Source organism: Clavibacter sepedonicus (assembly GCF_000069225.1).
Classification (GTDB): Bacteria; Actinomycetota; Actinomycetes; order Actinomycetales; family Microbacteriaceae; genus Clavibacter; species Clavibacter sepedonicus.
Genome location: NC_010407.1, coordinates 232,360 through 257,766, shown reverse-complemented (window position 1 = coordinate 257,766; position 25,407 = coordinate 232,360). Strand labels below are relative to the sequence as shown.

Sequence of the window (25,407 nt, the reverse complement as noted above, 5' to 3'; positions counted from 1 at the left end):
GCGGTCACCCCGTCCCGCTCATCGATGATAGCCACGAGTGGACGGTCTGCCCCGGGCCGACGTACCCCGTGGTAGGGGGACGTACGATTCCCGGATGGCCGACCTCCCGTTCGAGCACCGCGTGGAGGTCGCGTTCCTCGTCGCCTCGCCGGTGCACCGGCTGGAGGGTCGCCCGTCCGACGGCCCGCGGGACGAGCCGGGCGAGCCGCCGTCGCGGCCGTCGGTGCGCGTGCGCGCCGGGCTCGGGATCGTGGGCGACCGCTACTTCGGGCAGCGCGCGCACCGCACGGCGGCGGTCACGGTGATGGCCGTCGAGCAGGTGGAGCGCGTGGCCCGGGAGCTCGGGGTCGACGCGGGGCTGGATCCCGTCGACACCCGCCGCAACGTGCTGCTGCGCGGCGCGGACGTCGACCGGCTGCGCGGCATGCGCTTCAGCATCGACTCGGGTCACGGGCCGGTCGAGTTCCAGGGCCACCGCCCGGCGAACCCGTGCGCGTGGATGGACGTGATGCTCGCGCCCGGCGCCTTCCGCGCGCTCCGCGGCCACGGCGGGGTGCGCTGCGAACTGCTGGGCGACGGGATCCTCACGGTCGGGCCGGCCGTGCTCCGCACCGAGCGCCCGCTCGATGACGGAGACGGGGACGACGCCGGGGCGCGCCTGTTCTGACGCGCCCCGCCGCCCCGGCCGTGGCCGCTGCGTGTCCGGTCAGTGGACGGGCGTGCCGCCCGTGACTGCGATCGTCTCGCCGCTCGTGAAGCTCGACTCCTGGCTCGCGAGGAACACGTACGTCGCCGCGATCTCCGCGGGCTGGCCGGGGCGGCCGTAGACCGACTGGGATCCGAACTCCTCGACGTCGGACGCCGACTGGCCGACGGGCTGCAGCACGGTCCAGAACGGGCCGGGCGCGACCGAGTTGACGCGGACCCCCTTCGGCGCGAGCTGCTGCGCGAGCCCCTGCGTGAAGTTGCGGATCGCGCCCTTCGAGACCGCGTAGTCGATCTTGTCCGCGCTCGGCTGGTACGCCTGCGACGAGCTCGTCGTGATGATGCTGCCGCCCTTCGGCAGGTGCGGGATCACGGCCTTGCTCAGCCAGAACAGCGAGTACACGTTGGTCTTCATCGTGCGGTCGAGCTGCTCGGAGTCGAGGTCGAGGATGTCGTCCTCGTTGCGCTGGTAGCCCGCGACCATCACGAGGCAGTCGAGGCCGCCGAGCGCGTCCACCGACGCCTGCACGATGTCGCCGCACGTGGTCTCGTCGGAGATGTCGCCGGGCACGAGCGCGGCGGTGCGCCCGTCCTGCTCGATCGTGGACGCGGTGTCGCGCGCGTCCTCGAGCTCCTCGTCGAGGAAGTTGAGGGCGATGTCGGCGCCCTCGCGCGCGAACGCGATGGCGACGGCCTTGCCGATGCCGGAGTCGGCTCCGGTGATGAGGACCTTCCGGCCCGCGAGCCGGCCGAAGCCGACGTAGCTGTCCTGGCCGTGGTCGGGCGTCGGCTCGAACTTCATCTCGTCGCCGGGGCCCGTCTGCTCCTGCTGCGGGAACGGCGGGGACGGGTACTGCGCGATCGGGTCCTGGATCTCGTACTGGTTGCCGCCGTTGCGGATCTCGCTCATGGGGTGCGCCTTCCTCGTGCTGTGGGGTCGCCTCCACCCTGGCCCGAGCGGGAGCGCACGACCGGGGAGCACGAGGGGGTTGACGGCAGCGGTGCGGGCTGCGTGCTCGCACGCCCGGCGCTCCTACGATCGGCACATGACGACGACGCCCGAGCCCGACCTCCCTCCCGTCGAGTTCGCGTTCCCCGGGCCGCTGCGGGACCAGCTCGTGGCCGCGATCGCGTCGGGCGAGAAGACCTCGACGAGCTCGCTGCTCATCCAGTACGACGCCGACGACGAGGAGCTGCCGGTCGTCGGATCCCGCGGCTCCGTCATCGACTCCGACGGCCGGCCGGTGCTCGTGGTCGAGACGACGTACGTCGAGGTCGCGCGCCTCGCCGACGTGCCGCTCGCGCACGCGGTGGACGAGGGCGAGGGGTTCACGACCGTCGCCGAGTGGCGCGCGGGGCACGAGGGGTTCTGGGGATCCGCCGAGGTGCTCGCCGAGCTGCCCGACGGGTTCGCCCTCGACGACGACACCGAGATCGTGCTGGAGCGATTCCGGGTGGTGGACGGCCGCGCCTAGGTGTACTCGGCCATGACGTTGGTGACACTTCGGGGCGTGTGAAGAGGCCTCCTGGCTTGATGGAGCTGTTCAGTTCAACCATCGCCAGGAGGCCTCGATGTCCCACGGTAATGCTCGTCTGACGGTTCACGGGAGGGTTCTCCTCGTGCGGCGGGTGGTGGAGGATCGTCGGCCGGTCGCGCACGTCGCGCGGGAGCTGGGGGTGTCGCGGCAGTGCGCGCATCGATGGGTGAACCGGTTCCGTGCCGAGGGGCTGCGAGGGCTGACGGATCGGTCATCGCGGCCCCGGTCAGTACCGAGGCGAACGAGCCCGGAGCGGGAACGGGCCGTGCTGGAAGCGCGGGCCCAGTTGCGGGCGGGTCCTGCGCGGCTGGCGCCGGTGACAGGTGTTCCATCCCGTACGATCTCCCGCATCCTGCGCCGGCACGGGGCGCCGCCGTTGGCATGGTTGGACCCCGTCACCGGGGCCGTGATCCGGGCATCCCGGTCAACGGCGCACCGGTATGAGCACGAGCATCCGGGTGATCTGATCCACGTGGACGTGAAGAAGCTCGGGAGGATCCCGGACGGAGGCGGCTGGCGGGTCCACGGGCGCAGCGAGCAGGTCCGCGGCCGCGGGATCGGGTTCGATTACGTCCATGCCGCGGTCGATGACCACACCCGTCTCGCCTACGCGGAGATCCATCCCGATGAGAAAGGCGCGACCGCGGCCGGGTTCCTGGCCCGCGCAGCGGCGTACTTCGCCGGGCATGGGATCACCCGGATCGAGCGGGTCATCACGGACAACGCGTTCGCCTACCGGCACTCGACCGCGTTCAAGAACGCCGTCCAGGACCTGGGCGCGCGGCAGAAGTTCATCCGCCCGCACTGCCCCTGGCAGAACGGCAAGGTCGAGCGCTTCAACCGGACCCTCGCGACCGAGTGGGCCTACCGGCAACCCTTCACCAGCAACCAACACCGCGCCGACGCGCTTGACCCCTTCATCGAGCACTACAACACTGAACGAATCCACTCAAGCCACGGGCTCACGCCCGCGGCCCGAGTGTCACCAACGTCATGACCCAGTACACCTAGGGTCGGGTCATGCGCCCCCTCCGCTCCGCCGTGCTCGTGAGCGCCGCCCTCCTCGCCCTGTCCGGCTGCGCGGCGGCGGATCCGGGACCCGGGTCCGCGTCGACCGGCGCCTCCGCCTCCGCCGACACGGCCGGCGTGCTCGCGGCGGACACGACCGCGGCCGCCGCCGTCACGTTGCCGCCCACCGGCACCGGCTTCGACTACCAGCTCGGCGGCGCCTCCCCCGTGCCGGCCGGTGCGGGCATCGTGGTCCGCGACAGCACCGACGAGCCCGCGGAGGGCGCGTACGGCATCTGCTACGTCAACGGGTTCCAGACCCAGCCGGGCGCGACCTGGCCCGACGGCCTGCTGGTGCAGGGCGACGACGGCCCGCTCGTGGATCCGGGCTGGCCGGACGAGTACATCCTCGACACCTCGACCGCCGCGAAGCGCACGGCCATCGCGGCCCGGCAGGCGAACACGGTCGACCTGTGCGCCGACGCCGGATTCCGGGCGGTCGAGTTCGACAACCTCGACTCGTGGAACCGGTCGCAGGGCGCCCTCGACGCGGACGACGCGCTGGCCCTCGCGACCCTGCTCGTGGATCACGCGCACAGCCGGGGCCTCGCGGTCGCGCAGAAGAACACCACCGACATCGGCTCCCGCGGCCGCGATGAGGCCGGCTTCGACTTCGCGATCGCCGAGGAGTGCGACCGCTGGGACGAGTGCGCGGCGTTCACGGACGTCTACGGGCCGCACGTGCTCGACGTCGAGTACACCGACGACCTGCGCGGCACGGCCGGGCAGGTGTGCGGGCGGATCCGGGCGCTGGATCCCGCGCCCCGGGCCATCGTGCGCGACCGCGACCTCGTGCCCGCGGTCGAGGACGGATACGCGTACGCGGCCGGCTGAGCGGGATCGCCCGCCCCGTGACACCATGCGGGGATGGACGACGACGACCGGCGCGCGGAGATCGCGGACCTGCGCCGCCGCGTCTTCGGGCCCCAGGACGGTCCGGTCGATCCCGGCGCGCTGGCGCGGCTGCGCGAGCTGGAGGAGCGGGACGCCGCCCAGCCCGTCGGCGCGACGACGACCCTCGGGCAGGACGGCCGGGACGCCCCGTCGTCGGCGTCGGGCCCGGAGCTCGGAGCCCCGGCCGCCGGGGACCCAGGTGACGACCGATCCGCCGCACGTCGGACGGGCGCGCGCACCCGCATCCGCCCGCGTCTCGCCGCCGCCTGGGCCGCATCCCTCGTGATCGCCGCGGTCGCCGCGGCGGGTGGCACCGCCTGGTGGCTCGGCGACGAACGCGGCACCGTCGCGATGCTCGAGCTGGAGCCGCCGCCGGTGCCCGACAACGCGACCTACCTCTCGGTCGACACGGGATCCATCGCGCCCGGTTCGCTCTTCGCGCCGTTCGACGGCATCGCGGTCGGGCGCGTGCCGAGGGTGGAGGCGGCGACGGGCGACGCGGTCACGTGCCTGGTGGCCGGCCCCCCGAAGCAGGACGGCTCGGTCAGCGGTCACGAAGGATGCGCGACGGGCACCGTCCCCGCGCGCACCGCCCTCGTCGTCACGGCCGACCAGCCGCAGGAGCTGCGCGACGCGTTCCCCCTCGGCACGACGCTGACCTTCGAGCTGGAGGACGACGGCGAGACGGTACGGGTCAGAACCGTCGGCGGCTGACGCTCCCTCCCCAGTCGCCTCGCCACCGCGGTATCCCGAGCGCGCGGCCGGCGTGCGCGGTCCCAGCGGGATCCGCTAGGTTGTCATCCGTTCGGGGAGCGCACCTATCGGGGTGCCTCGTCTGGTTCGATTTCCGGAGCTCTCCACCACTCGCATCACCACGGCGCCCTCGCGTGGGCGCGCGACCCGGCCGGCCTAGGCGTCGGGCAGCGCGTACGACACCGGCAGCAGTTCGCGGATCGGGACGAACTCGGGTCCGCCAGCGCCCGGGACGGCCACCCGCACATCCGGGTGCAGGTCCAGCATCACCTGCCGGCACCGGCCGCACGGCGGGGCGATCCCGCGACCGCCGTCGCCCACGGCCGCCATCGCCACGAGCCGTCCCGCGTTCGCCGCGACGGCGGCGCCCAGCGCGACGAGCTCCGCGCACGGGCCGCCCGTGAAGTGCAGCACGTTGACGCCGGTGTGGATGCGGCCGTCGGCGTCGAGAGCCGCGGCCGCCATGGTGTGGTTCGGGTCCGCGCCCAGCGTCCGGGCGAGCGCCTCGGCCGCGTCGATCAGCCGGACCTCGGATTCGTGCAGGGGCATGCGGAAATCCTGCCGCACCGCCCGCCGACCACCCCCGGTCACTTGTCCCACACGCGGACGGGCGGCAGCCCGCGGTCCGCGCGCTCGGCGTTCACCAGCTCCTCTACGAGGCCCTGCTTCGCGGCCGTGTAGGCGCGGCCGTCGGCGGCGGTCGCGGCGAGCGCCGTCTTCAGCGCGTCGTAGCGGCGGCGCGCATCGGGGTCGCGCAGGAGCCGGTCGCGGAACAGGCGCTGCGGGCAGGCGTCCCACGCGTCGGCCGCGAACACGTGCAGGATGTGGGTCCGCGCGCCGTCCGCCGACCGCACGTGCACCCCGTGGTTCCGCGGGCCCGTGCGGTGCTGCGCGTAGTCGAGCGGCGCGAGCACCGCGTCGAGCCCGAGCGGGTCGATCCCCGGCGCGGCCCGCGCGGCCAGATCGATGACGGGCTTCGCGCGGATGCCCGGCACGGCGGTGCTGCCGATGTGCTCCACCGTGAGGAGCGCGGGGCCCGCCGCCGCGAGGATCCGCGCGGCCTCGGCATGGAACGCGTCCGCCCACCCGGAACGGTGCTCCTCGAGACGGATCATCGCGGCCACCCTACCGAGGCCGCGCGGGCCCCTAGGCTCGACGACCGTGCATTCCTCCCCCTCTTCCTCCTCCCGGCGCGCCCTCGTCCTCGGCGGGACCGGTGCGATCGGCGGCGCGACGGCCGAGCGGCTGGCGCGCGACGGCTGGTCGGTCGACGTCACGGGCCGCGACCAGGTCGCCATGCCCGCCGAGCTGACAGACCTCGGCGTCCGCTTCCATGCGCTCGACCGCGCCGACGCGCGCGGCATCGAGGGGCTGGTCGGCGACGGCGTCGACCTGCTCGTCGACCTCGTCGCGTTCACGGCGGCCGACGTCGACGCGCTGCTGCCGGCGATGCGGGCGAGCGGATCCGTCGTCGTCGCCTCCTCCCGCGCCGTGTACGTCGACGACGCGGGCCGGCACATCAACGGCGACGAGCCGCCGCGCTTCCCCGTCCCGATCCCCGAGGCGAACGCGACCCTCGCGCCCGCCGCCACCGGCACGGACCCGTTCTCACGCGAGGGGTACGCGCCCTCCAAGGTCGCCGTGGAGCGCGCGGCCCTCGACAGCGGTCTGCGGGTGACGGTGATCCGCCCCTCCAAGGTGCACGGCCGGTGGGCCAGGAACGCCCGCACGCGCGCCATCACGGAGCGCATGCTCGCGGGCGCGGAGACGATCGAGCTCGCCGACCGCGGCGCGTCCGTCGACCACCTCACCGCCGCGGGGAACGCGGCGGCGCTCATCGCGCGGATCGCGGACGCGCCGGGCTCGCGGGTCCTCAACGCCGCCGACCCGGACCGGCTGACGGCCGCCGAGATCGTCGCCGTCATCGCGGACGAGCTCGGCTGGCGCGGACGCATCGTGCCGCTGGAGCCGGGCGTGGACGGCGGCGCGCACCCGTGGGCCGCCGCCCACCCGATCGTGCTCGACACGCGCGCGTCGCTCGCGCTCGGCTACGCACCCGTCGGCCCGGGCGCCGAGCTGCTGCACGCCGAGGTCGCGTGGATCCGCGACGGCGAGCGCCCGCGCGCCTGACGTCCGCCGTGGACAGCCCGGTCGCGGGCGATCCCGTCCCTGCGACCATGCGCTGCATGCCCTTCGTGACCGTGCGCCCCATGACCCCGTCCGAGTTCGCCGAGATGATGGCCGCCGCCGACGAGGACTACGCGGCCCGACAGGTCGAGGCGGGCCTCTGGCCGGCGGAAGGTGCGCGCGAGCGGTCGGCGGCGGAGACCGCGAAGTGGCTGCCCGACGGGATGCGGACGCCGCGCACCCTGCTCCTGCGCGGGATCGACGAGGACGGCGTCGGGGTCGGGAGCGCCTGGGTCGCGCTCGACGATCCGAACGGCAGGCCCGACACCGCGTTCCTGTTCGAGCTCCTGGTGGATCCGTCGCGCCGCGGATCCGGGTACGGCCGCGCCGTGCTCGCCGCGGTGGAGGAGGCGACGCGCGCCGCCGGATCCCCCGCGCTGGCGCTCAACGTCTTCGGCGCGAACCGGGTCGCGATCGCGCTGTACGCGTCGGCCGGGTACGACGTGACGGCGCAGCAGATGCGGAAGGCTCTCTGAGGCGCGCCCGGCCCGTGCCCGCCCCCGCCCCGCCTGGCCGATCCCCGCCGCATCCGCCCCGACCCCGGTCGCGCGCCGCCGGACCTGGCAGGGTCGAGGGGCGGGGGTCCACCGATCCGCGCAGATCCCCCGAGGAGCACCATGCCGCTGATCCGTTTCCTGTTCGTCGCCGTCCCCGTGATCCGCAAGTTCCTGCGCAGCCGCCAGGGCAAGGCCGCCCTGGCCAAGGGCAAGGCGCAGATGGCGAAGCGCTCGCAGAAGCGCGCCGCCCAGCGCACGACGCCGACCAGCCGCCGCTAGGTCGAGAGCCCGGGGCCGCGCAGCAGCTAGGTGTACTCGGCCATGACGTTGGTGACACTTCGGGGCGTGTGAAGAGGCCTCCTGGCTTGATGGAGCTGTTCAGTTCAACCATCGCCAGGAGGCCTCGATGTCCCACGGTAATGCTCGTCTGACGGTTCACGGGAGGGTTCTCCTCGTGCGGCGGGTGGTGGAGGATCGTCGGCCGGTCGCGCACGTCGCGCGGGAGCTGGGGGTGTCGCGGCAGTGCGCGCATCGATGGGTGAACCGGTTCCGTGCCGAGGGGCTGCGAGGGCTGACGGATCGGTCATCGCGGCCCCGGTCAGTACCGAGGCGAACGAGCCCGGAGCGGGAACGGGCCGTGCTGGAAGCGCGGGCCCAGTTGCGGGCGGGTCCTGCGCGGCTGGCGCCGGTGACAGGTGTTCCATCCCGTACGATCTCCCGCATCCTGCGCCGGCACGGGGCGCCGCCGTTGGCATGGTTGGACCCCGTCACCGGGGCCGTGATCCGGGCATCCCGGTCAACGGCGCACCGGTATGAGCACGAGCATCCGGGTGATCTGATCCACGTGGACGTGAAGAAGCTCGGGAGGATCCCGGACGGAGGCGGCTGGCGGGTCCACGGGCGCAGCGAGCAGGTCCGCGGCCGCGGGATCGGGTTCGATTACGTCCATGCCGCGGTCGATGACCACACCCGTCTCGCCTACGCGGAGATCCATCCCGATGAGAAAGGCGCGACCGCGGCCGGGTTCCTGACCCGCGCAGCGGCGTACTTCGCCGGGCGCGGGATCACCCGGATCGAGCGGGTCATCACGGACAACGCGTTCGCCTACCGGCACTCGACCGTGTTCAAGAACGCCGTCCAGGACCTGGGCGCGCGGCAGAAGTTCATCCGCCCGCACTGCCCCTGGCAGAACGGCAAGGTCGAGCGCTTCAACCGGACCCTCGCGACCGAGTGGGCCTACCGGCAACCCTTCACCAGCAACCAACACCGCGCCGACGCGCTTGACCCCTTCATCGAGCACTACAACACTGAACGAATCCACTCAAGCCACGGGCTCACGCCCGCGGCCCGAGTGTCACCAACGTCATGACCCAGTACAGCTAGCGCCGGTCGTCCGGCCCCGGCTCGTCCGACGGCAGCGGGTCGAGGGCGACGCCGCCGTCCTCGTCCCACCTGAGCGCTTCCGCGTGGTCCTCCTCGGTCGGCGACTCGGCGAGACGGGCGCGCTCCTCCAGCTCCTGGTGCGTCCACCGGCGCAGCTGCAGGACGCACAGCACGACGACGGCGACGCACGGGATCGCGAGGTACCAGTACCCGGTCGCGACCGCGGCGAAGGCGCCCACCCCGCAGAGCTTCGCGAGCCCGGGCAGGACCTGGCGGCCGGTCTCGTGCTCCATGGGGCTCCTCGTGGTCGGGCGGCATCGCGGGGATCCGCCGGTCGGCCTCAGCCTACGGACCGCGCACAGCATCTCCCCAGGGGCGTAAACTCAGGGTCGCCATCACGAGTGGCCCCCTCGACTCCGCCGCACCCGGCGCCCGCGCCCGACCGGCGCGCCCGCCCCTCCGCGCGCCCCTGCCGCTCACGCCGCACCAGCCGAAAGCCGTCTCCTCCCATGTCCACGACCCCCGCGGCCCGCACCGCCGCCCCGTCCACCGCCACCCCGCCCGCCGGGAACTCTCGCTCGCGCGTGATCATCGCGAGCCTCATCGGCACGTCGATCGAGTTCTACGACTTCTACGTCTACGCGACCGCCGCGGTGCTCGTCTTCCCCGCGCTCTTCTTCGCGAACGACGACCCGACCGTCGCACAGCTCGCGTCCTTCGCGGTGTTCGGCGTCGCGTTCATCGCGCGGCCCATCGGATCCATCCTCTTCGGCCACTTCGGCGACCGCGTCGGTCGCAAGGGCACGCTCGTCGCGTCGCTGCTCACGATGGGCATCGCGACCGTGCTGATCGGGTGCCTGCCGACCGCGCTCACGCCCGGCTGGGAGGTCGCGGCCCCCGCGCTCCTCGTGATCATGCGCTTCGGCCAGGGCCTCGGCCTCGGCGGCGAGTGGAGCGGCGCCGCCCTCCTCGCCACCGAGAACGCGCCCGCCGGCAAGCGCGCCATCTACGGCACGTTCCCGCAGCTCGGCGCGCCCATCGGCTTCATCGTCGCCAACGGCGTCTTCCTCGCGCTGAGCCTCGGCCTCTCCCCCGAGCAGTTCCAGGCGTGGGGCTGGCGCGTGCCGTTCCTCGCGAGCGCCGTGCTCGTGATCGTCGGCCTCTACGTGCGCCTCAAGCTCATCGAGACGCCCGCGTTCCAGAAGGTCGTCGACTCCGGCGAGGTCGCGAAGCTGCCCGTCGCGCGCGTGTTCGTCACGAGCTGGCGCCCGCTGATCCTCGGCACCTTCATCATGCTGGCGACCTACACGCTCTTCTACCTGATGACGACGTTCACGCTCACCTACGGCACCACGGCGCGCGACGCCGCCACCGCCGAGGCCGCCGCGACCGCCGCAGGCAAGCCCTTCAACGCGGACACGTTCGCCGCGGGCCTCGGCTACGCGCGCAACGACTTCCTGCTCATGCTCATCGTCGGCGTCGTGTTCTTCGGGATCTTCACCATGGTCTCGGGGCCTCTCGCCGAGAAGCACGGCCGCCGCAAGATGCTCATCGCCACCACCGTCGGGATCCTCGTCTTCGGCCTGCTCTTCGTGCCCCTGTTCTCGGCCGGCTTCGTCGGCACGATGGCGCTCCTCATCCTCGGCTTCACGCTGATGGGTCTCACCTTCGGCCCCATGGGCGCGGTGCTGCCCGAGCTGTTCCCGACCAACGTGCGCTACACGGGATCCGCGATCAGCTACAACGTCGCGAGCATCCTCGGCGCCGCGGTCGCGCCCTTCATCGCGGTGGCGCTGTGGCAGCTGCTCGACGGGAACGTGCTGCTGGTCGGCGTGTACCTGAGCGCCATGGCGGCGATCACGCTGGTCGCGCTCGTCATCAGCCGCGAGACGCGCGACGCGGACTACGCGGGGAACGTCAGTTGACACGCGTCATGTGAACGGCCGGCCCGGAGGGGCGGGGAGCGCCGGTACCGTCGGCGCGCCAAATCCGTGGCGTCTCCCCGTCCCTCAAGTCGGAAGCAACCGCCATGACCGCTGGCCCTGCCACCGCCCCGCCCGTCGCCACCCCGGCCAACCCGCGCTCGCGGGTGGTAATTGCGAGCCTCATCGGGACGTCCATCGAGTTCTTCGACTTCTACGTCTACGCGACGGCCGCCGTGCTGGTGTTCCCAGCCCTCTTCTTCGCGAACGACGACCCCGCGGTCGCGCAGCTCCAGTCGCTCGCCGTGTTCGGCGTCGCGTTCTTCGCACGGCCCATCGGATCCGTGCTCTTCGGCCACTTCGGCGACCGGTTCGGCCGCACGCACACGCTCGTCGCGTCGCTGCTCACGATGGGCATCGCCACCGTGCTGATCGGCTCCCTCCCGAGCGGGCTCACGCCGGGCTGGGAGATCGCGGCCCCCGCCACCCTCGCCGTGCTCCGCTTCATCCAGGGCCTCGGTCTCGGCGGCGAGTGGGGCGGCGCGGCGCTGCTGGCCACCGAGAACGCGCCCGAGGGGAAGCGGGCCGTCTACGGCACGTTCCCGCAGCTCGGCGCGCCCATCGGGTTCTTCCTCAGCACCGGCCTGTTCCTGGTGCTCTCGCTCACGCTCTCCCCCGCCGACCTGCAGTCGTGGGGCTGGCGCGTGCCGTTCCTCGCCAGCGCCGTGCTCGTGCTCGTCGGCCTCTACGTGCGCGTCAAGCTCGTGGAGGCGCCGGAGTTCCAGGCGGTCCTCGACCGCGGCGAGACGTCCCGCCTCCCGCTCGGCCGCACCATCCGCACCGGCTGGCGCGGGCTGGTCCTCGGGGCGCTCGCCCTCTTGGCCATCTTCACGCTCTTCTACCTGATGACCACGTTCACGGTCACCTACGGCACGTCGCCGCGCACCGCGGAGGCCGCCGAGGCCGCCGCCACGAAGGCGGGCAAGCCGTTCGACGCGTCCTCGTTCCACGCCGGCCTCGGCTACGCCCGCACCGACTTCCTGCTCATGCTCCTCGTCGGCGTCGTGTTCTTCGCGATCGCCATCGTGGTCTCGGGCGTGCTCGCCGAGCGTCGCGGCGCTCGGCCGGTCGTGGCCGTGAGCGCCGCCGGCATGGTCGTGTTCGGCCTGCTGATGGATCCCCTGCTCGCGACGGGCGTGCCCGGCGCGCTCCTGTTCGTGATCCTCGGCTTCGCGCTCATCGGCATCGGGTACGGCGCCGTCGGATCCCTGCTGCCCGGCCTGTTCGCCACCGACGTCCGCTACACGGGCGCGTCCCTCGCGTTCAGCCTCGCGGGCATCATCGGCGGGGCCGTCGCGCCGTTCATCGCCACCTGGCTCTGGGACATCGGAGGCGGAGGGGTCGCGCTGGTGGGCGTCTACCTCAGCGTCGCGTCGGCGATCTCGCTCGTGGCGCTCCTGGTGGTGCGCGAGCACGGCCAGGCGAAGGCCGCGCCCGCTGAGGCGGTCGCCGCGCGCTGACCGGATCGAGGGCCGGGTCGACGCGTCGGCCCGGCCCTCGTCATGTCCGGGATCCGGACGACGCCCTCACCAGGCCCGGTGGATCGCCTCGGCCCGCTCGCGCATCGCGGCCGAACGCCCGTGCACCACCAGGCCGACGGCGAGGCCGACGGAGGCCAGGAGGGTGACGGTCGGCAGGGCGACCAGGAGCAGCATCAGCGGCGACCACGCGCCGCCCGGCAGGAACGACCCGAGGCCCGCATAGAGGAGCCACGACACCGCCGTCGCCAGCGCGAGCACGAGGAGCGACACCCGGGCCAGCGGCTCGAGCAGCAGCCCGCGGACGACCATGACGGCGAGGACCGCGAGCGCGGCCTCGTGGATCGCGCCCGCCACCTGCGTCACGATCACGACGCCCGCCGGCAGCACCGGTTCCCGCGGATCCGCGAGCGACAGCCCGACGATCACGTCCGCCACCGCGAGCACCACCAGCCCGCCTGCGGCCACCAGCACCGCGATCGCGGCCGCCCGCGATGCCCGCATGAGCCCCGGCTCCCCGCGCACGCCGCGGGCGAGCACCACGGCGGCGACCACCGTGAGCACGACGCCGAGGACGTCGACGACGGGCCCTTGCAGCACGATCGTCGACGCCATGTCCGGCGTCGGCTGGATCCGGAAGCCGCCCAGCAGCACGGGCTGCAGCAGCAGCGCACCCGCGGAGGCGAGACCCGCGACCAGCGTCGTCCTGCGTGATCCGCTCATGGCCGTCGCGCGCATCGCATCCCCCATCGCCATCGATGACCCGAACCTAGCGGCAGACACACGGCGGCGGGAGATCGCGCCCCCGTCACGGCCCGAGGGTCGCCCGGCGGCGGCCGCGCCGCTATCGTCGCTGGCATGCAGCCGTCCGCATCGCCCCGGGTCCTCGCGGTCGCGCGCGACGACGCCCACCGCTTCTCCAAGCCCGTCCGCCCGTCGATCACGCTCCTCGCCGGCCTCGGCGTCGAAGGCGACGCGCACCTCGGCACGACCGTCCAGCACCTGTCGCGGAAGCGCCGCGACCCGGACGCGCCGAACCTCCGCCAGGTGCACCTCGTCCACGCCGAGCTGCACGCGGAGCTCGCGGGGAAGGGATTCACGGTCGGTCCCGGCGACCTCGGCGAGAACGTGACGACCGCGGGCATCCCGCTCCTCGACCTGCCCACGGGCACGCGCCTGCACCTCGGCGACGAGGCCGTGGTCGAGCTGACGGGCCTCCGGAACCCGTGCATCCAGATCGACAAGCTGGGCTCGGGTGCCATGAAGGCCGTGCTCGACCGCGACGCCGACGGGAACGTCGTGCGGAAGTCCGGTGTGATGGGCGTCGTGATCACCGGCGGCGAGGTCCGACCCGACGACGCCGTGCGCGTGGAGCTGCCCGCGGGCGAGCAGCGCGCGCTGCAGCCGGTCTGATGGTCGCGGACATGCGGATCCTCGCGGCGACCCTGGCCGGCTCCGGCGCGCTCGTCCTCGCGGTCGCGCTGGGTGCCGTCATGGGCGGCATCGCGGGCGAGGAGCCGGGAGGCATCGCGGTCGCCTGGTGGTTCGTTGCGGCCGGTGCCGCGCTCGTGCTGGTAGCGCTCGTCGTGGAGGTCGCGCGCCACCGCGGCCTACGTCGCTAGGAGCCCGATCCGCCGTCGGGATCGCCCACGAGCGGCTCGACCGCACGCGCCTCGGCAGCGACGCGCTCACGTCGCCGACGGACCGCACTGCGCACCGCGATGACCACGACCACGGCCGCCGTCGCGATCGCGACGATCGTGCACACGACGACGAGCACGCGGTCGCCCTCCGTGCGCACCTCGGTGCGGCGGGCCACCTGGAGCAGCAGGTACGTGGCGATGCCGGCGAAGGTCGCCAGAGCACCCTCCGCCTGCTCCCGGAAGCGCGAGCGGGTCTCCGATGGCATGCGTCCAACCTGCCACAGCGCGTGCCCGGCGGGTGAGCGATCCGCCTGACGCCGCCGATGTCGCCCCGCTGTCGGGCGGATGTCGTGCTCCTGTCGGGCCCGCGTCGTGGTGGCGAGACTCCCCGGCCGCCAGTCTGGGTCCATGAACGAGACACGGATCGTGGAGCTGCGCCGGGAGCGCGGATGGACGCAGGACCGGCTGGCGGAGGCGAGCGGGATCACGGTGCGCACGGTGCAGCGATTGGAGGCGGGGAACGACGCGAGCCTCGAGACGCTGTCGCTCGTCGCGAAGGCGCTCGAGGTGCCCGTGCGGGACCTCTTCGCCGTGGTCGGCGAAGGTGACTTCGGCCGGACGGTGTCCGCGCTCGACGACCGGGCGGAGCGTCAGCAGGAGCGGCGCGACGCGGTGACGGACGGGTTCCGCTCGCTGTACCACGGGGTCGGGGTCGTCTGGACGCTGCTCGTCGTGGCCGGCATCGCCACGCGCGTGCTGCCCGGCGTCGGAGCGCTGCTCATCGCGGCGTACTGGGCCGGTGGTGCGCTGCTCTCCGGGTTCCTGCTCCGCGTGGTCGTGGGCCCCCGCCTCGACCGGGCGTACCCGCTATCGCGCGACCGCTCGTCCGACGAGCAGGCGGTCACGCGGGGTCGGCGGCGTCCGCGCTGACGGCGGTCGATCCGTCGCCCGCGGCCGCCTCCGCGCGTACCGACCGCTCGCGGTGATCGACCCACACCATCACGCTGCTGTCGACGCGGTCGAAGAGCTGGACGCCCACCTCCAACTCACCGACGTCCCACAGCACGGGGCTCGGCTGATCGTCGAAGGCCGGGCAGAACACGCCGAAGGCAGCGGCGAGGGCGGCGACGAGGGCGTCGTGGTCGCGCCGGACGAGCGGATCGCGCGGACGGCCGTGCCGCGCCAGGAAGAAGCCGATGATCGTGACCCCGCCCGCGTGGGTGCCGAGGCTCAGATGGTCGACGGCGTCGGGACTACCGGTCAGGGAGCGGAGCTCGGAGTCGGGGTCGGGGTCGGAGTCGGGGTCGTACGCGTCCACGTCGCACGTGGGACGCACGCCGAGAGCTGCCAGCATCCGCTCCGCGTCCGCGACATGGCGCGGCCACGGCGGCGTCGCGAGGGCGCGGACGAAGGCGACGACGGAAGCCGCCGCCCCGTGCGGATCCGGCCCGGCGTCGCCCACGGGGCTCAGTCGTCCGCCGGCTGCGCGCCCTGCCGCTGCACCACGACCGCGGCCGCGTCGGCGGCGACGACCAGGGCGGCCCCGCGGTCGGCGCCCGCGGCGAGCGCCGAGGCCAGCGCGCCGCAGAACGCGTCGCCGGCGCCCGTGGTGTCGACGACGCGGGAGACCTTCGACGCGGGGACCTCGACGTCGCCCCACATCGCGCCCTCGGCGCCGAGGGTCACGAGCAGCGACGCGGGGGCCGGTGTGCCCGACCCGCGGAGGAGTCCCGCCTCGTGCTCGTTGACGACGACGGGATCCGCGAGCGCCAGCACGTCGGCGGGCAGCGCGGCGAAGGGCGCGAGGTTGAGCACGACGCGGGCGCCGGCGGCGTGCGCGCGGCGGACGCCCTCGGAGATCGTGTCGAGGGGGAGCTCGAGCGAGGCGAGCAGGACGTCGCCCGCGGCGAGCGCGTCGAGCGGATCCAGGTGCGTAGATGTCACGCGCCCGTTGGCGCCGGGCGCGACGATGATCGTGTTCTCGCCGTCGTCGTCCACCGCGATGATCGCGAGGCCCGTCGTCGCGCCGTCCACCGTCGCCAGGCCGGTGACGTCGATGCCGCGGGCCGTCAGACGCGCGCGGTAGGCGGATCCGTCGGCGTCGTCGCCCACGGCCCCCACCATCGCGACCTCGCCGCCGGCGTCGGCCGCCGCGACCGCCTGGTTCGCGCCCTTGCCGCCCCAGAGCCGCTCGGGGTCGGATCCCATGAGCGTCTCCCCCGGCTGCGGGTGCCGCGGCACGCGCACCACCTGGTCGACGTTGAGCGATCCGAGCACCACGACGCGGCCCATGGGCACCTAGCCTCCCCCGGCACGCGGCCGGCCGCGCCCGGGTGGCGCTCCCCGCCAGGGTACCGAGCGGATCCGGCACCCGGGCCCGTCCGTGCGGCCGCTGGGCGGGCCGATACCGTGGAGAGGAGATCCGATCGGAGGACGCCATGCCCGGAGCAGCCGGCGACGCCCGCCCGCCCCGCCCGCCCCTGCTGATCTCACGGTCCTTCGCGCTCATCTGGCTCGCGCAGGCGCTGTCCGCGTTCGGCGAGTACGTGCTCGCGGCGACCGTCACGGTGTGGCTCGCCATGGGACTCGCGCCGGGCGACCCGGCCCTGCCGCTCTACATCGGCGCGGTCATCGGGGCGACGAGCCTGCCGCGCCTCGTGCTCGCGCCGGTCGCGGGCGTGCTCGTCGACCGGTGGCCCGCCGGCCGCGTCATGGTCGCGGCCGACGTCGCGCGCGCCGGGCTGCTCGTGCCGCTCATGGTGATCGCGGTGACCGGGCCCACGCCCCTCGTGATCGCCGCCGTCATCACGACGCAGCTCCTCATCGGCTCCGTGTCGCAGCTCTTCGACCCGGCGCGCGCGGCCCTCGTGCAGGTCGTCGTGCCGGCGGATCGCCGCGCCGCCGCCGCGGGACGCTCGCTGCTCGCGAGCACGGGCGTCGGGATCCTCTCGGCCATGACCGGCCCGGCCGTGTACGCCGCGCTCGGGCCGCAGCCCGCGCTCGCGATGGACGCCGTGTCGTTCCTCGCGTCGGCGGCGCTGGTGCTCGCGGTGCGCGAACGCGGAGCCACGGCGGCGGGCGCGGGGGCCTTGGGCACGGACGCGGACGCCGACGCGCACGGCTCGGTCGCCTCCGCGCGCGCCCGCTTCCGCGCCGAGCTCGCCGCCGGGATCCGCATCGTGCGGGCGTCGCCACGCCTACGGATCCTCGTGGCCGGCCTCGCGGCCTACGGCGTGACCCTGGGCGTCAACAACGCGACCCTCGCGCTCGTCGCCCTCACCACGATGGGCCTGACGGCTGCGGAGTACGGCGTGGTCACGGCGATGTTCGCGGTCGGGGGCCTCGTCGGATCCTTCACGGCGCCCGCGCTCGTCGCCCGCATCCGCCCCGAGCGCGCGCTGCCCGCCTCGCTCGTCGCCCTCGGCGCCACCTATGCGGCCTACTCGACGGTGCGCGCGTTCCTGCCCGCCGCGATCCTCATGGGGCTGGCCGGCCTCGTCTTCGCGGTCTTCCTCGTCTCGCAGGGCCCGATCCTCCAGGCCGAGGCGCCCGTCGGGACCATGGGCCGGGTCTCCTCGCTCACGTCGACGGTGCTGGCCGGCTCGTCGTTCCTCGCCACGGTCGTGACGGCGCAGGTGCTCGCCCTCGTCCCCGCGTCCGCGCAGCCCGCCGCCTACCCCGCCGCCATCGCGACGGCGGCCGTCGTCATGGGATCCGCCGGCGTCGCGCTCGTCGCGGGCGGCCTCAGTCGAGGAAGAGGACCCGCAGCCGCCGCGTCGTGGAGACCAGGCCGATGGCCGTCATCACCGCGAAGTAGAGCACGTGGCCGACGACCGCGAACGAGAGCGCGCCCGTCGTGAACCCCCGCACGAGCTCCACCGCGTGCCAGAGCGGGAGCGCCTGGATCACCGTCTGGATCCACGCCGGGTACACGGACAGCGGGTAGAAGGTCGCCGAGAACAGGAACATGGGCAGCAGGATGAAGTTGATCCAGTCCATCTGCTGGAACGTCTTCATGTAGCTCGTCACGGCCATGCCGAAGCTCGCGAACGCCAGCGCGACGAGCACCACGGACGGCAGCGCGAGGATCGCCCACCACGACAGGTTGAGGCCGAGCACCTGCATCACGACGAGGAAGCCCGACGAGTAGACGACGCCGCGCAGCAGCGCCAGCGAGATCTCGCCGAACGCGACGTCGAGCGGCCCGAGCGAGGTCGCGAGCATGCCCTGGTACAGCTTCGAGTGGTTCATCTTGAAGAAGACGTTCCAGGTGGAGTCGTAGACGGCGCCGTTCATCGCCGAGACGGCGAGGAGGGCGGGCGCGATGTAGGCGGCGTACGGCACGGGCTGGCCGGTGCTCGTCGTCACGTCGCCCACGAGCGAGCCGAGGCCGATGCCCATCGCGAGCAGGTAGAAGACGGGCTCGAAGAAGCCGGAGAGCACGACGGTCCAGTTGGTGCTGCGGGTGGCGAGCAGGCCGCGGGACAGGACCGAGCGGGCGTTGCCGGCATAAAGGGAGCGGGGGCCGCCGCGGCTGCGGCGGGCGGCGGGCGCGGGGGCCGGGGCGTTCGCGGGCATCGTGGATCCGGTCATGCGCGCAGCCTCCTCGTCGCGACGCGGCGCGCGAGGGTCCAGCCCACCGCGAGCCACAGCAGCAGGTAGGCGACGTGCACGGCCGTGAGCCACAGCGGCTCCTGCATCCCGTAGGTGGCGACGCGGCCGAGCTCGGTGCCGTGCCAGAGCGGCGAGATCCAGCCGATCCACTGCAGCCAGACGGGGAACTGGGTGAGCGGGAAGAACGTGCCCGAGAACAGGGACAGCGGGGTGATCACGAAGCGCATGACCATGGCGATCTGGCCGGTGTCCTGCGTGAGGGTCGCGACGTAGGCCATGAGCATCACGCCGATCGCCATGCCCGTGAGCACCGCGGCGCCGATCGCGAGGAACCCCGTGCCGAGCGGCACCGCGCCGAACAGGAGCATGAAGGCGAAGTAGGCGATGCAGGTGGGCGCCATGCGGATCGCGACGCCGATGACCTGCCCGTCCATGATCTGGGCGGGGGTGAGCGGCGACGCGTTCATCGCCTGGAACACCGGGTTCCACTTGAAGCCGCCGAAGATCGGGTAGCTGAACTCCTCGCTGGCGACCGTCATGGCGCTCGTCGCGAGGAGCGCGGGTGCCACGAACACGAGGAAGCTCACGCCGAGCGCCTGGTTCGCGTCGGTGCCTCGGTCGACGACGGTGGCGAGGCCGACGCCGAGCGCGTAGAGGTAGGCGTAGGGGCTCGCGATGCCGGTCGCGAGCGCGGTGCCGAGGTAGGCGCGGATCCCGAGCAGCCGGTGCTCGGCCGCGTACCAGGCGCCGTAGCGGCGCGGGCGGACGCCGGCGGCGACGGCCTCGCGGGTGTCGACGGCGCTCACTCGACGAGGCTCCGGCCGGTGAGGCGGAGGAAGACGTCCTCGAGGCTGGAGCGGCGCACCAGTGTCGTGATGGGCTTCAGGCCCTGCTCGAGGATGCGGCTGAGCACGGCCTCGCCGTCGGACGCGTAGACGAGCACGCGGTCGGGCAGCACCTCGACGCGGTCGCCGTACCCGGCGATCTCGCGCGACGCGGACTCGTTGCGGTCGGATCCGAAGCGCACCTCGAGCACCTCGCGGCTGGAGTGGTCGCGGATGAGGGACGCGGGCGAGCCCTCCGCCATGATGCGGCCCTCGTCGACCACGACGATCCGGTCGCAGAGCTGCTCGGCCTCGTCCATGTAGTGCGTGGTGAGCACGAGCGTCGTGCCCTGCTCCTTGAGGCGGAACAGGCGGTCCCAGAGGATGTGGCGGGCCTGCGGGTCGAGGCCCGTCGTCGGCTCGTCGAGCAGCAGGATCCGCGGGTCGCTGATGAGGGCGCGCGCGATCGTGAGGCGGCGCTTCATGCCGCCGGACAGGTCGTCGACCTTCGCGTTCGCGCGGTCGCTGAGCTGCGCGAACTCGAGCAGCTCGTCGGCGCGGGCCGCGACCTGCTTGCGCGGCAGCCCGAAGTAGCGGCCGTAGACGATGAGGTTGTCGCGCGCCTTGAGCTCCAGGTCGAGGTTGTCGGCCTGCGGCACGACGCCCAGCTGCGAGCGGATCTCGGGCCCGTGCGTGTCGGGGTCGAGCCCGAGGATGTCGAGCGAGCCGCCCGTGCGCGACGAGACCGCGCCGATCATGCGCATGGTCGTGGACTTCCCGGCGCCGTTCGGCCCGAGCAGCCCGAAGGACTCGCCGGGCGCGACCTCGAAGGAGAGGCCGTCGACGGCGACGTGGTCGCCGTACTTCTTCACGAGGCGGTCGGCGGTGATGACGGGGGTGGGCACGAGACCACAGCCTAGGGACGGCCGGGGGTTTTCTCCACGAGCGGAAGCGCTCCCGGCGGCTGCGCGGCGGCCGGAGCGTAGAGTCGCCACGGCGATGCGACACGCGCGACGCCCGCCCGTCGACCGCCCGACCGCCGCCGGTCCTGCGCTCGGCTGACCGCGCGCAGCATCACGATCGCACCCACCACCGGGAGAACACGCATGAGCACCGCCCGCCCCGAGACCGCCGCCGCGCCGCGCGCCCGCTCCCGCAACCCGTTCGCCCGTCGCGACTCCGCCGACGACGGGCCCCGCGCGCGCTTCTCGGAGCTCCTCCCCTACATCCTCGAGCAGCGCGGGCTGATGGCCTTCGTCGTCGTGCTGAGCGTCCTCGGCGCCGCCGCGAGCCTCGGCCAGCCGCTCCTCGTGCAGCGCGTCGTCGGCGTCGTGCAGGAGGGCGGCCAGCTCGGCGTCCTCGTGTGGGCGCTCGTCGGCCTGGTCGTCGTGTCCGGCGTGCTGTCCGGCTACCAGCACTACCTGCTGCAGCGGATGGGCGAGGGCATCGTGCTCTCGTCGCGCCGCACGCTCGTGCGCCGGATCCTCCGCCTCCCCATCTCCGAGTTCGACACCCGCCGCACGGGCGACCTCGTCTCGCGCGTCGGCTCCGACACCACGCTCCTCCGCGCCGTGCTCACGCAGGGCCTCGTCGAGGCGATCGGCGGCGCGGTCACGTTCCTCGGCGCCATCATCGCGATGCTCATCATCGACCCCGTGCTCCTCAGCCTCACCGTGCTGGTCGTCGCCGTCTCGGTGGTCGCCGTCGTGGGCCTGTCCGGCCGGATCCGCGTGGCCAGCCAGCGCGCGCAGCGCAAGGTCGGCGACCTGGCCGCGAGCGTCGAGCGGGCCATCGGCGCGATCCGCACCGTCCGCGCCAGCAACCCGACCGACCGCGAGATCCGCGCCATCGAGGCCGACGCCGAGGGCGCCTGGGAGATGGGGATCAAGGTCGCGAAGGCGTCCGCCGTCGTCGTGCCCATCGCGGGCATCGCGCTGCAGGCGTCGTTCCTCGTGGTGGTCGGCGTCGGCGGCTACCGCGTCGCGGCCGGTGCCATCACGGTCGGCGACCTCGTGGCATTCATCCTGTTCCTCTTCCTGATGATCATGCCGCTCGGCCAGGCCTTCGGTGCCGTGACCGCCGTCAACCAGGCGCTCGGCGCGCTCGGCCGCATCCAGGAGATCGTGAAGCTACCGGTCGAGACCGACGGCGACGCCGACCTCGCCGCACGACTCCGCGACGACGCGCCCGCGGGCGACGACCGCACGGACGCACCCGCCGTGGAGCTCGTGGACGTGCGGTTCGCGTACCCGGTGGCGGCGGATGCGGACGCCACCGCAGACGGTGCCGCGACGACCGAGGCACCCGCTTCTCCGGCCGACTCCGCGGACGCCTCCCCCGGCGCCGACCGCACGGGCGGCGGCGTCCTGCAGGGCATCAGCTTCCGCGCCGAGCGGGGCACCCGGATCGCGCTCGTCGGCCCCTCGGGCGCGGGCAAGAGCACGATCCTCGCCCTGATCGAGCGCTTCTACGACCCGACCTCCGGCGTCGTCCGGGTCGGCGGCCGCGACATCCGCACGCTCGACCGCGAGGACCTCCGCCGCCAGATCGGCTACGTCGAGCAGGACGCCCCCGTCCTCGCCGGCACGCTCCGCGAGAACCTGACCCTCACCGCGTTCGACGCGACCGACGAGGACTGCGTCCAGGTGCTGCACGCGGTGAACCTCACCGAGGTGCTCGCGCGCAACGAGCTCGGCCTCGACGCGCCCGTCGGCGAAGACGGCATCATGCTGTCCGGCGGCGAGCGCCAGCGCCTCGCGATCGCGCGCACGCTGCTCTCGGCTCCCCCGATCCTGCTGCTCGACGAGTCCACGTCCAGCCTCGACGGCCTCAACGAGCAGCTGCTCCGCAAGGCGATCGACGCGGTCGCCGAGCACCGCACCCTCATCGTGATCGCGCACCGGCTCTCGACCGTCGTCGACAGCGACCTCATCGTGGTCGTCGAGAAGGGCCGCGTCGTCGGCACGGGCACGCACGCCGAGCTCGTCGTCTCGACGCCGCTCTACCGCGACCTCGCGAAGCACCAGCTGCTCGTGTAGCGGCGCTCCGACGGGATCACGCGCCCGGCGTCGGCTCCGTCCGCTCCGGCGCGCTCAGGTGCATCTCCCTGGCCGCGAGGAACAGCGGCAGGGCGAACGCGAACGCCACGAGCGGCGCCAGCAGCACGTAGACCCACACCCGCCGCATCCGGAGCCGCCGCCCCTCGACGACGATGAACACGACGCTCGCGACCGCCGCGATCAGGAGGTCCCACGACAGCGACGACACCGACGCGCCGCCGGCGGACAGGTCGGCGAGGAAGTCCCGGCCCTCCGTGACCACGCGGATGTTCGCGGACCACGTCAGCACGAGTCCGGCGGCCGCGAGCACCAGGTAGACGACGGCGAGGCGCGTGGGGCGCCGGCGCGCAGGACGCGTGCTCATGGGGACCCCTTCTCGTCGGTGAGGCCAGGCTAGGCGCTCGCAGCTCGGGGTACGCCATCCACGCGGGATCCGGCGCAGGGCGGCCCGCTTCCCGCCCGGTGAGGGACGGGCCGGCGGCATCAGCGCGTCGGTGCCGCCAGCGCGTACAGGGCGACGGCACTGGCCGCCGCGACGTTCAGCGAGTCGATGCCGTGCGCCATGGGGATCTGCACGACGGTGTCCGCCGACCGGATCGCCTCCGCCGACAGCCCCGGCCCCTCGGAGCCGAGCACGATTACGAGCTTCTCGTGGTCCTCGGCCGGGAAGTCGCGGATCGACACGGCGTCGGGCGTCAGGGCGAGCGCCGCGACGTGAAAGCCGGCGTCGGCGAGGGCGGCGCGCGTCTCCGGCCACTCCCCCGTGCGCGTCCACGGCACCTGCAGGACCGTGCCCATGCTGACGCGGATGGCGCGGCGGTAGAAGGGATCCGTGCAACGCGGGGTCACGAGCACCGCGTCGGCGCCGATCGCCCCGACCGAGCGGAAGATCGCGCCGACGTTGGTGGGATCCACGACGTCCTCGAGCACCACCACCCGCCGGGCGTCCGCGAGCAGCGACGCCACGGACGGCAGCGCCGGCCGGTCGAGCGACGCGACGACGCCGCGGTGCAGCACGTAGCCGGTGAGCTCCGCGAGCAGCTCGCCGGGCCCGGTGAACACCGGCACGTCCCGGTCGCCGACGAGCGCCAGCGCCTCGTCGACCGTGCCGCCGAGCGCGAGCACCGACCGGGGCGCGTGCCCCGCCTTCAGCGCCCGCTCGAGCACCAGCGCCGACTCCGCCAGGTAGATCCCGTGGCCCGCCCCCTCGGCCTTCCGGAGCGCGACGTCGGTGCGGTGGCTGTAGTCGGCGAGCCGCGGATCCGCGAGATCCTCGATCGGGACGACGTGCGCCACTACGACGCGAACGGGTCGGGCGTGAGCGTGTACTTCGTGTTCAGGTACTCGTGGATCCCCTCGAGCCCGCCCTCGCGGCCGAGCCCCGACTGCTTCACGCCGCCGAACGGCGCCGCCGCGTTGGAGATGACGCCCATGTTGAGGCCCGTCATGCCCGTCTCGAGCCGCTCGATCATGCGCTGACCGCGCGCGAGGTCGCGGGTGAAGACGTACGAGACGAGGCCGTACTCGGTGTCGTTGGCGAGACGAACGGCGTCGTCCTCGTCGTCGAACGGGACGATGGCGACCACCGGCCCGAAGATCTCCTCGCGCAGGATGTCGCTGCCCTCGGCCACGCCCGTGAGGAGGGTCGGCGGGTAGAAGTGGCCGGTGCCGTCCCCCGGCGTGCCGCCCGCGCGCACGGTCGCGCCGCGCTCCACGGCGTCGCGCACGAGCCGGTCGGCCTTGTCGACCGCGCGGCCGTCGATGAGCGGACCCACCGTGACGCCCTCCTCGGTGCCGCGCCCGATCCGCATCCCGTCGATGCGCTCCTGCAGCCGGTCGGCGAACGCATCCGCGATCGACGCCTCCACGATGAACCGGTTGGCCGCCGTGCACGCCTGCCCGACGTTGCGGAACTTCGCCGTCACGGCGCCCTCGACGGCCTTGTCGATGTCGGCGTCGGCGAAGATTACGAACGGCGCGTTGCCGCCGAGCTCGAGCGAGACGCGCAGCACGTTCTGCGCGGCCTGCGCGCCGAGCTGGCGGCCGACGGGCGTGGATCCGGTGAAGCTCAGCTTCCGCAGCCGCGGGTCCGCGATGAGCGGACCGGTGACGTCGGCGGCGGACGTGGTGGGGATCACGTTGAGGACGCCGGCGGGCAGCCCCGCCTCCGCCAGCAGCTCGGCGAAGCGGAGCGTGGTGAGCGGCGTGAGATCGGCCGGCTTGATGACCACGGTGCAGCCCGCGGCGAGCGCCGGAGCGATCTTGCGGGTCGCCATCGCGAGCGGGAAGTTCCACGGCGTAATGAGCAGGACCGGCCCGACCGGGTGCTGCGACACGATCATGCGGCCGGTGCCCTCGGGGTTCACGCCGTAGCGGCCCGTGATGCGCACGGCCTCCTCGGAGAACCAGCGGAGGAACTCGCCCCCGTAGGTCACCTCGCCGAGCGACTCGGCCAGCGGCTTGCCCATCTCGAGCGTCATGAGGAGCGCGAACTCGTCCTTCCGCTCCTGCAGGAGGTCGAACGCGCGGCGGAGGATCTCACCCCGGGCGCGCGGAGCCGTCGCGGCCCACGCGGCCTGCGCGTCGACGGCCGCGTCGAGCGCGCGCGCCCCGTCCGCGGGGCTCGCGTCGGCGACCCGCGCGATGACCTCGTCGGTCGCCGGATCCCGGACCTCGAACGTCGCCCCGCCTTCCGCGTCGATCCGCTCGCCCCCGATGAGCAGGGTGGTGGGCGTGCCCGACAGGAGGTCGGTCTCGGTGGATGCGCTCATGGTGTCCTCGG

Annotated in this window: 30 protein-coding genes; 16 read left to right on the top strand and 14 right to left on the bottom strand. The window is 73.5% G+C overall.

Annotation, left to right across the window (positions count from 1 at the left end; translation table 11 throughout):
- The first annotated feature begins 94 nt into the window (after positions 1 to 94).
- Positions 95 to 667 carry an MOSC domain-containing protein gene (locus tag CMS_RS01125; protein ID WP_012297700.1) on the top strand — a complete coding sequence of 191 codons (573 nt, stop codon included), beginning with the start codon at positions 95 to 97 and terminating at the stop codon, positions 665 to 667.
- A gap of 39 nt (positions 668 to 706) precedes the next feature.
- On the opposite strand, the gene CMS_RS01120 is transcribed toward CMS_RS01125, so the two are convergent.
- A complete protein-coding gene (locus CMS_RS01120; RefSeq protein WP_041464275.1) occupies positions 707 to 1,615 on the bottom strand; it encodes an SDR family oxidoreductase in 909 nt (302 codons plus the stop codon).
- A 136-nt stretch (positions 1,616 to 1,751) separates the two neighbouring features.
- On the opposite strand from CMS_RS01120, the gene CMS_RS01115 reads away from it, so the two are divergent.
- From CMS_RS01115 to CMS_RS01100, 4 genes are all read left to right on the top strand, one after another.
- On the top strand, positions 1,752 to 2,180 hold the full coding sequence (locus CMS_RS01115; RefSeq protein ID WP_041464274.1) for an ASCH domain-containing protein: 429 nt from the start codon (positions 1,752 to 1,754) through the stop codon (positions 2,178 to 2,180).
- A 97-nt stretch (positions 2,181 to 2,277) separates the two neighbouring features.
- On the top strand, positions 2,278 to 3,240 hold the full coding sequence (locus CMS_RS01110) for an IS481-like element IS1121 family transposase (RefSeq protein WP_012297697.1): 963 nt from the start codon (positions 2,278 to 2,280) through the stop codon (positions 3,238 to 3,240).
- A 23-nt stretch (positions 3,241 to 3,263) separates the two neighbouring features.
- Positions 3,264 to 4,145, top strand: coding sequence for an endo alpha-1,4 polygalactosaminidase (locus CMS_RS01105; protein ID WP_012297696.1), 882 nt, complete (start codon positions 3,264 to 3,266; stop codon positions 4,143 to 4,145).
- A 33-nt stretch (positions 4,146 to 4,178) separates the two neighbouring features.
- Positions 4,179 to 4,919, top strand: coding sequence for a hypothetical protein (locus tag CMS_RS01100; RefSeq protein WP_041464273.1), 741 nt, complete (start codon positions 4,179 to 4,181; stop codon positions 4,917 to 4,919).
- Between the two features lie 195 nt (positions 4,920 to 5,114).
- Here CMS_RS01100 and CMS_RS01095 read toward each other — a convergent pair whose 3' ends face one another.
- Together CMS_RS01095 and CMS_RS01090 are read right to left on the bottom strand one after the other, a co-directional pair.
- On the bottom strand, positions 5,115 to 5,507 hold the full coding sequence (locus CMS_RS01095; protein ID WP_041464272.1) for a cytidine deaminase family protein: 393 nt from the start codon (positions 5,505 to 5,507) through the stop codon (positions 5,115 to 5,117).
- 38 nt (positions 5,508 to 5,545) lie between these two features.
- Complete coding sequence (locus CMS_RS01090) at positions 5,546 to 6,073, bottom strand: GrpB family protein (RefSeq protein ID WP_086935941.1); 528 nt, start codon at positions 6,071 to 6,073, stop codon at positions 5,546 to 5,548.
- 46 nt (positions 6,074 to 6,119) lie between these two features.
- Between CMS_RS01090 and CMS_RS01085 the strand changes: the two genes are divergently transcribed.
- The 4 genes from CMS_RS01085 (at position 6,120) to CMS_RS16415 (ending at position 9,011) form a co-directional block, all read left to right on the top strand.
- Positions 6,120 to 7,088 carry an NAD-dependent epimerase/dehydratase family protein gene (locus tag CMS_RS01085; protein WP_012297692.1) on the top strand — a complete coding sequence of 323 codons (969 nt, stop codon included), beginning with the start codon at positions 6,120 to 6,122 and terminating at the stop codon, positions 7,086 to 7,088.
- A gap of 56 nt (positions 7,089 to 7,144) precedes the next feature.
- Positions 7,145 to 7,621, top strand: coding sequence for a GNAT family N-acetyltransferase (locus CMS_RS01080; RefSeq protein WP_041464807.1), 477 nt, complete (start codon positions 7,145 to 7,147; stop codon positions 7,619 to 7,621).
- Between the two features lie 141 nt (positions 7,622 to 7,762).
- Positions 7,763 to 7,921, top strand: coding sequence for a hypothetical protein (locus tag CMS_RS17440; protein ID WP_012297690.1), 159 nt, complete (start codon positions 7,763 to 7,765; stop codon positions 7,919 to 7,921).
- 127 nt (positions 7,922 to 8,048) lie between these two features.
- On the top strand, positions 8,049 to 9,011 hold the full coding sequence (locus tag CMS_RS16415) for an IS481-like element IS1121 family transposase (protein ID WP_012297689.1): 963 nt from the start codon (positions 8,049 to 8,051) through the stop codon (positions 9,009 to 9,011).
- 10 nt (positions 9,012 to 9,021) lie between these two features.
- Here the strand turns inward: CMS_RS16415 and CMS_RS01070 are convergent, their stop codons facing one another.
- Positions 9,022 to 9,318, bottom strand: coding sequence for a hypothetical protein (locus CMS_RS01070; RefSeq protein WP_012297688.1), 297 nt, complete (start codon positions 9,316 to 9,318; stop codon positions 9,022 to 9,024).
- 216 nt (positions 9,319 to 9,534) lie between these two features.
- Between CMS_RS01070 and CMS_RS01065 the strand changes: the two genes are divergently transcribed.
- Both CMS_RS01065 and CMS_RS01060 read left to right on the top strand, forming a co-directional pair.
- Complete coding sequence (locus tag CMS_RS01065) at positions 9,535 to 10,950, top strand: MFS transporter (protein WP_041464270.1); 1,416 nt, start codon at positions 9,535 to 9,537, stop codon at positions 10,948 to 10,950.
- Positions 10,951 to 11,054: 104 nt separating this feature from the next.
- Positions 11,055 to 12,467, top strand: coding sequence for an MFS transporter (locus CMS_RS01060; RefSeq protein ID WP_041464269.1), 1,413 nt, complete (start codon positions 11,055 to 11,057; stop codon positions 12,465 to 12,467).
- A gap of 66 nt (positions 12,468 to 12,533) precedes the next feature.
- Here the strand turns inward: CMS_RS01060 and CMS_RS01055 are convergent, their stop codons facing one another.
- The gene (locus CMS_RS01055) at positions 12,534 to 13,208 is read right to left on the bottom strand and encodes a hypothetical protein (RefSeq protein ID WP_223842684.1); all 675 of its coding nucleotides are present in this window, start codon (positions 13,206 to 13,208) and stop codon (positions 12,534 to 12,536) included.
- A gap of 135 nt (positions 13,209 to 13,343) precedes the next feature.
- Between CMS_RS01055 and CMS_RS01050 the strand changes: the two genes are divergently transcribed.
- Both CMS_RS01050 and CMS_RS01045 read left to right on the top strand, forming a co-directional pair.
- The gene (locus CMS_RS01050; RefSeq protein ID WP_012297684.1) at positions 13,344 to 13,898 is read left to right on the top strand and encodes an MOSC domain-containing protein; all 555 of its coding nucleotides are present in this window, start codon (positions 13,344 to 13,346) and stop codon (positions 13,896 to 13,898) included.
- Positions 13,899 to 13,909: 11 nt separating this feature from the next.
- Positions 13,910 to 14,107 carry a hypothetical protein gene (locus tag CMS_RS01045; RefSeq protein WP_223842683.1) on the top strand — a complete coding sequence of 66 codons (198 nt, stop codon included), beginning with the start codon at positions 13,910 to 13,912 and terminating at the stop codon, positions 14,105 to 14,107.
- On the opposite strand, the gene CMS_RS01040 is transcribed toward CMS_RS01045, so the two are convergent.
- On the bottom strand, positions 14,104 to 14,394 hold the full coding sequence (locus CMS_RS01040) for a hypothetical protein (RefSeq protein ID WP_012297682.1): 291 nt from the start codon (positions 14,392 to 14,394) through the stop codon (positions 14,104 to 14,106). The genes CMS_RS01045 and CMS_RS01040 overlap by 4 nt on opposite strands.
- Positions 14,395 to 14,536: 142 nt before the next feature.
- Between CMS_RS01040 and CMS_RS01035 the strand changes: the two genes are divergently transcribed.
- Positions 14,537 to 15,058 carry a helix-turn-helix transcriptional regulator gene (locus tag CMS_RS01035; protein WP_012297681.1) on the top strand — a complete coding sequence of 174 codons (522 nt, stop codon included), beginning with the start codon at positions 14,537 to 14,539 and terminating at the stop codon, positions 15,056 to 15,058.
- On the opposite strand, the gene CMS_RS01030 is transcribed toward CMS_RS01035, so the two are convergent.
- Together CMS_RS01030 and CMS_RS01025 are read right to left on the bottom strand one after the other, a co-directional pair.
- Positions 15,030 to 15,590 carry a hypothetical protein gene (locus CMS_RS01030; protein ID WP_012297680.1) on the bottom strand — a complete coding sequence of 187 codons (561 nt, stop codon included), beginning with the start codon at positions 15,588 to 15,590 and terminating at the stop codon, positions 15,030 to 15,032. The two genes, CMS_RS01035 and CMS_RS01030, sit on opposite strands and share 29 nt — an antisense overlap.
- A 5-nt stretch (positions 15,591 to 15,595) precedes the next feature.
- Entirely contained in the window at positions 15,596 to 16,420 is an 825-nt protein-coding gene (locus CMS_RS01025; protein WP_407637318.1) for a ribokinase, read from the bottom strand.
- Positions 16,421 to 16,566: 146 nt separating this feature from the next.
- Between CMS_RS01025 and CMS_RS01020 the strand changes: the two genes are divergently transcribed.
- On the top strand, positions 16,567 to 17,988 hold the full coding sequence (locus CMS_RS01020; protein ID WP_012297678.1) for an MFS transporter: 1,422 nt from the start codon (positions 16,567 to 16,569) through the stop codon (positions 17,986 to 17,988).
- Here CMS_RS01020 and CMS_RS01015 read toward each other — a convergent pair.
- Genes CMS_RS01015 through CMS_RS01005 form a run of 3 tightly spaced genes read right to left on the bottom strand, consistent with a single transcriptional unit; the run spans position 17,873 to position 20,471 of the window.
- A complete protein-coding gene (locus CMS_RS01015; RefSeq protein WP_012297677.1) occupies positions 17,873 to 18,721 on the bottom strand; it encodes an ABC transporter permease in 849 nt (282 codons plus the stop codon). The genes CMS_RS01020 and CMS_RS01015 overlap by 116 nt on opposite strands.
- The gene (locus CMS_RS01010; RefSeq protein ID WP_012297676.1) at positions 18,718 to 19,548 is read right to left on the bottom strand and encodes an ABC transporter permease; all 831 of its coding nucleotides are present in this window, start codon (positions 19,546 to 19,548) and stop codon (positions 18,718 to 18,720) included. Before CMS_RS01010 ends, CMS_RS01015 begins: the two co-directional genes overlap by 4 nt.
- The gene (locus tag CMS_RS01005; protein ID WP_041464267.1) at positions 19,545 to 20,471 is read right to left on the bottom strand and encodes an ABC transporter ATP-binding protein; all 927 of its coding nucleotides are present in this window, start codon (positions 20,469 to 20,471) and stop codon (positions 19,545 to 19,547) included. The genes CMS_RS01010 and CMS_RS01005 overlap by 4 nt, the downstream gene beginning before the upstream one ends.
- Positions 20,472 to 20,672: 201 nt before the next feature.
- On the opposite strand from CMS_RS01005, the gene CMS_RS01000 reads away from it, so the two are divergent.
- Positions 20,673 to 22,604: an ABC transporter ATP-binding protein gene (locus CMS_RS01000; protein ID WP_012297674.1), complete on the top strand. Its 1,932-nt coding sequence runs from the start codon at positions 20,673 to 20,675 to the stop codon at positions 22,602 to 22,604.
- Positions 22,605 to 22,620: 16 nt separating this feature from the next.
- On the opposite strand, the gene CMS_RS00995 is transcribed toward CMS_RS01000, so the two are convergent.
- The 3 genes from CMS_RS00995 to CMS_RS00985 form a co-directional block, all read right to left on the bottom strand.
- On the bottom strand, positions 22,621 to 22,989 hold the full coding sequence (locus CMS_RS00995) for a DUF2834 domain-containing protein (protein ID WP_012297673.1): 369 nt from the start codon (positions 22,987 to 22,989) through the stop codon (positions 22,621 to 22,623).
- 119 nt (positions 22,990 to 23,108) lie between these two features.
- On the bottom strand, positions 23,109 to 23,921 hold the full coding sequence (locus CMS_RS00990) for a TrmH family RNA methyltransferase (RefSeq protein WP_012297672.1): 813 nt from the start codon (positions 23,919 to 23,921) through the stop codon (positions 23,109 to 23,111).
- On the bottom strand, positions 23,921 to 25,396 hold the full coding sequence (locus CMS_RS00985) for an NAD-dependent succinate-semialdehyde dehydrogenase (RefSeq protein WP_012297671.1): 1,476 nt from the start codon (positions 25,394 to 25,396) through the stop codon (positions 23,921 to 23,923). Before CMS_RS00985 ends, CMS_RS00990 begins: the two co-directional genes overlap by 1 nt.
- Positions 25,397 to 25,407: the final 11 nt, after the last annotated feature.

Excerpts from the sequence above, each read along its gene's own strand:
- CMS_RS01125 (WP_012297700.1), top strand. The coding sequence starts at position 95 with ATGGCCGACCTCCCGTTCGAGCACCGCGTGGAGGTCGCGTTCCTCGTC.
- CMS_RS01120 (WP_041464275.1), bottom strand. The coding sequence starts at position 1,615 with ATGAGCGAGATCCGCAACGGCGGCAACCAGTACGAGATCCAGGACCCG.
- CMS_RS01115 (WP_041464274.1), top strand. The coding sequence starts at position 1,752 with ATGACGACGACGCCCGAGCCCGACCTCCCTCCCGTCGAGTTCGCGTTC.
- CMS_RS01110 (WP_012297697.1), top strand. The coding sequence starts at position 2,278 with ATGTCCCACGGTAATGCTCGTCTGACGGTTCACGGGAGGGTTCTCCTC.
- CMS_RS01105 (WP_012297696.1), top strand. The coding sequence starts at position 3,264 with ATGCGCCCCCTCCGCTCCGCCGTGCTCGTGAGCGCCGCCCTCCTCGCC.
- CMS_RS01100 (WP_041464273.1), top strand. The coding sequence starts at position 4,179 with ATGGACGACGACGACCGGCGCGCGGAGATCGCGGACCTGCGCCGCCGC.
- CMS_RS01095 (WP_041464272.1), bottom strand. The coding sequence starts at position 5,507 with ATGCCCCTGCACGAATCCGAGGTCCGGCTGATCGACGCGGCCGAGGCG.
- CMS_RS01090 (WP_086935941.1), bottom strand. The coding sequence starts at position 6,073 with ATGATCCGTCTCGAGGAGCACCGTTCCGGGTGGGCGGACGCGTTCCAT.
- CMS_RS01080 (WP_041464807.1), top strand. The coding sequence starts at position 7,145 with ATGCCCTTCGTGACCGTGCGCCCCATGACCCCGTCCGAGTTCGCCGAG.
- CMS_RS17440 (WP_012297690.1), top strand. The coding sequence starts at position 7,763 with ATGCCGCTGATCCGTTTCCTGTTCGTCGCCGTCCCCGTGATCCGCAAG.
- CMS_RS16415 (WP_012297689.1), top strand. The coding sequence starts at position 8,049 with ATGTCCCACGGTAATGCTCGTCTGACGGTTCACGGGAGGGTTCTCCTC.
- CMS_RS01070 (WP_012297688.1), bottom strand. The coding sequence starts at position 9,318 with ATGGAGCACGAGACCGGCCGCCAGGTCCTGCCCGGGCTCGCGAAGCTC.
- CMS_RS01065 (WP_041464270.1), top strand. The coding sequence starts at position 9,535 with ATGTCCACGACCCCCGCGGCCCGCACCGCCGCCCCGTCCACCGCCACC.
- CMS_RS01060 (WP_041464269.1), top strand. The coding sequence starts at position 11,055 with ATGACCGCTGGCCCTGCCACCGCCCCGCCCGTCGCCACCCCGGCCAAC.
- CMS_RS01055 (WP_223842684.1), bottom strand. The coding sequence starts at position 13,208 with ATGAGCGGATCACGCAGGACGACGCTGGTCGCGGGTCTCGCCTCCGCG.
- CMS_RS01050 (WP_012297684.1), top strand. The coding sequence starts at position 13,344 with ATGCAGCCGTCCGCATCGCCCCGGGTCCTCGCGGTCGCGCGCGACGAC.
- CMS_RS01045 (WP_223842683.1), top strand. The coding sequence starts at position 13,910 with ATGCGGATCCTCGCGGCGACCCTGGCCGGCTCCGGCGCGCTCGTCCTC.
- CMS_RS01040 (WP_012297682.1), bottom strand. The coding sequence starts at position 14,394 with ATGCCATCGGAGACCCGCTCGCGCTTCCGGGAGCAGGCGGAGGGTGCT.
- CMS_RS01035 (WP_012297681.1), top strand. The coding sequence starts at position 14,537 with ATGAACGAGACACGGATCGTGGAGCTGCGCCGGGAGCGCGGATGGACG.
- CMS_RS01025 (WP_407637318.1), bottom strand. The coding sequence starts at position 16,420 with ATGGGCCGCGTCGTGGTGCTCGGATCGCTCAACGTCGACCAGGTGGTG.
- CMS_RS01020 (WP_012297678.1), top strand. The coding sequence starts at position 16,567 with ATGCCCGGAGCAGCCGGCGACGCCCGCCCGCCCCGCCCGCCCCTGCTG.
- CMS_RS01015 (WP_012297677.1), bottom strand. The coding sequence starts at position 18,721 with ATGACCGGATCCACGATGCCCGCGAACGCCCCGGCCCCCGCGCCCGCC.
- CMS_RS01000 (WP_012297674.1), top strand. The coding sequence starts at position 20,673 with ATGAGCACCGCCCGCCCCGAGACCGCCGCCGCGCCGCGCGCCCGCTCC.
- CMS_RS00995 (WP_012297673.1), bottom strand. The coding sequence starts at position 22,989 with ATGAGCACGCGTCCTGCGCGCCGGCGCCCCACGCGCCTCGCCGTCGTC.
- CMS_RS00985 (WP_012297671.1), bottom strand. The coding sequence starts at position 25,396 with ATGAGCGCATCCACCGAGACCGACCTCCTGTCGGGCACGCCCACCACC.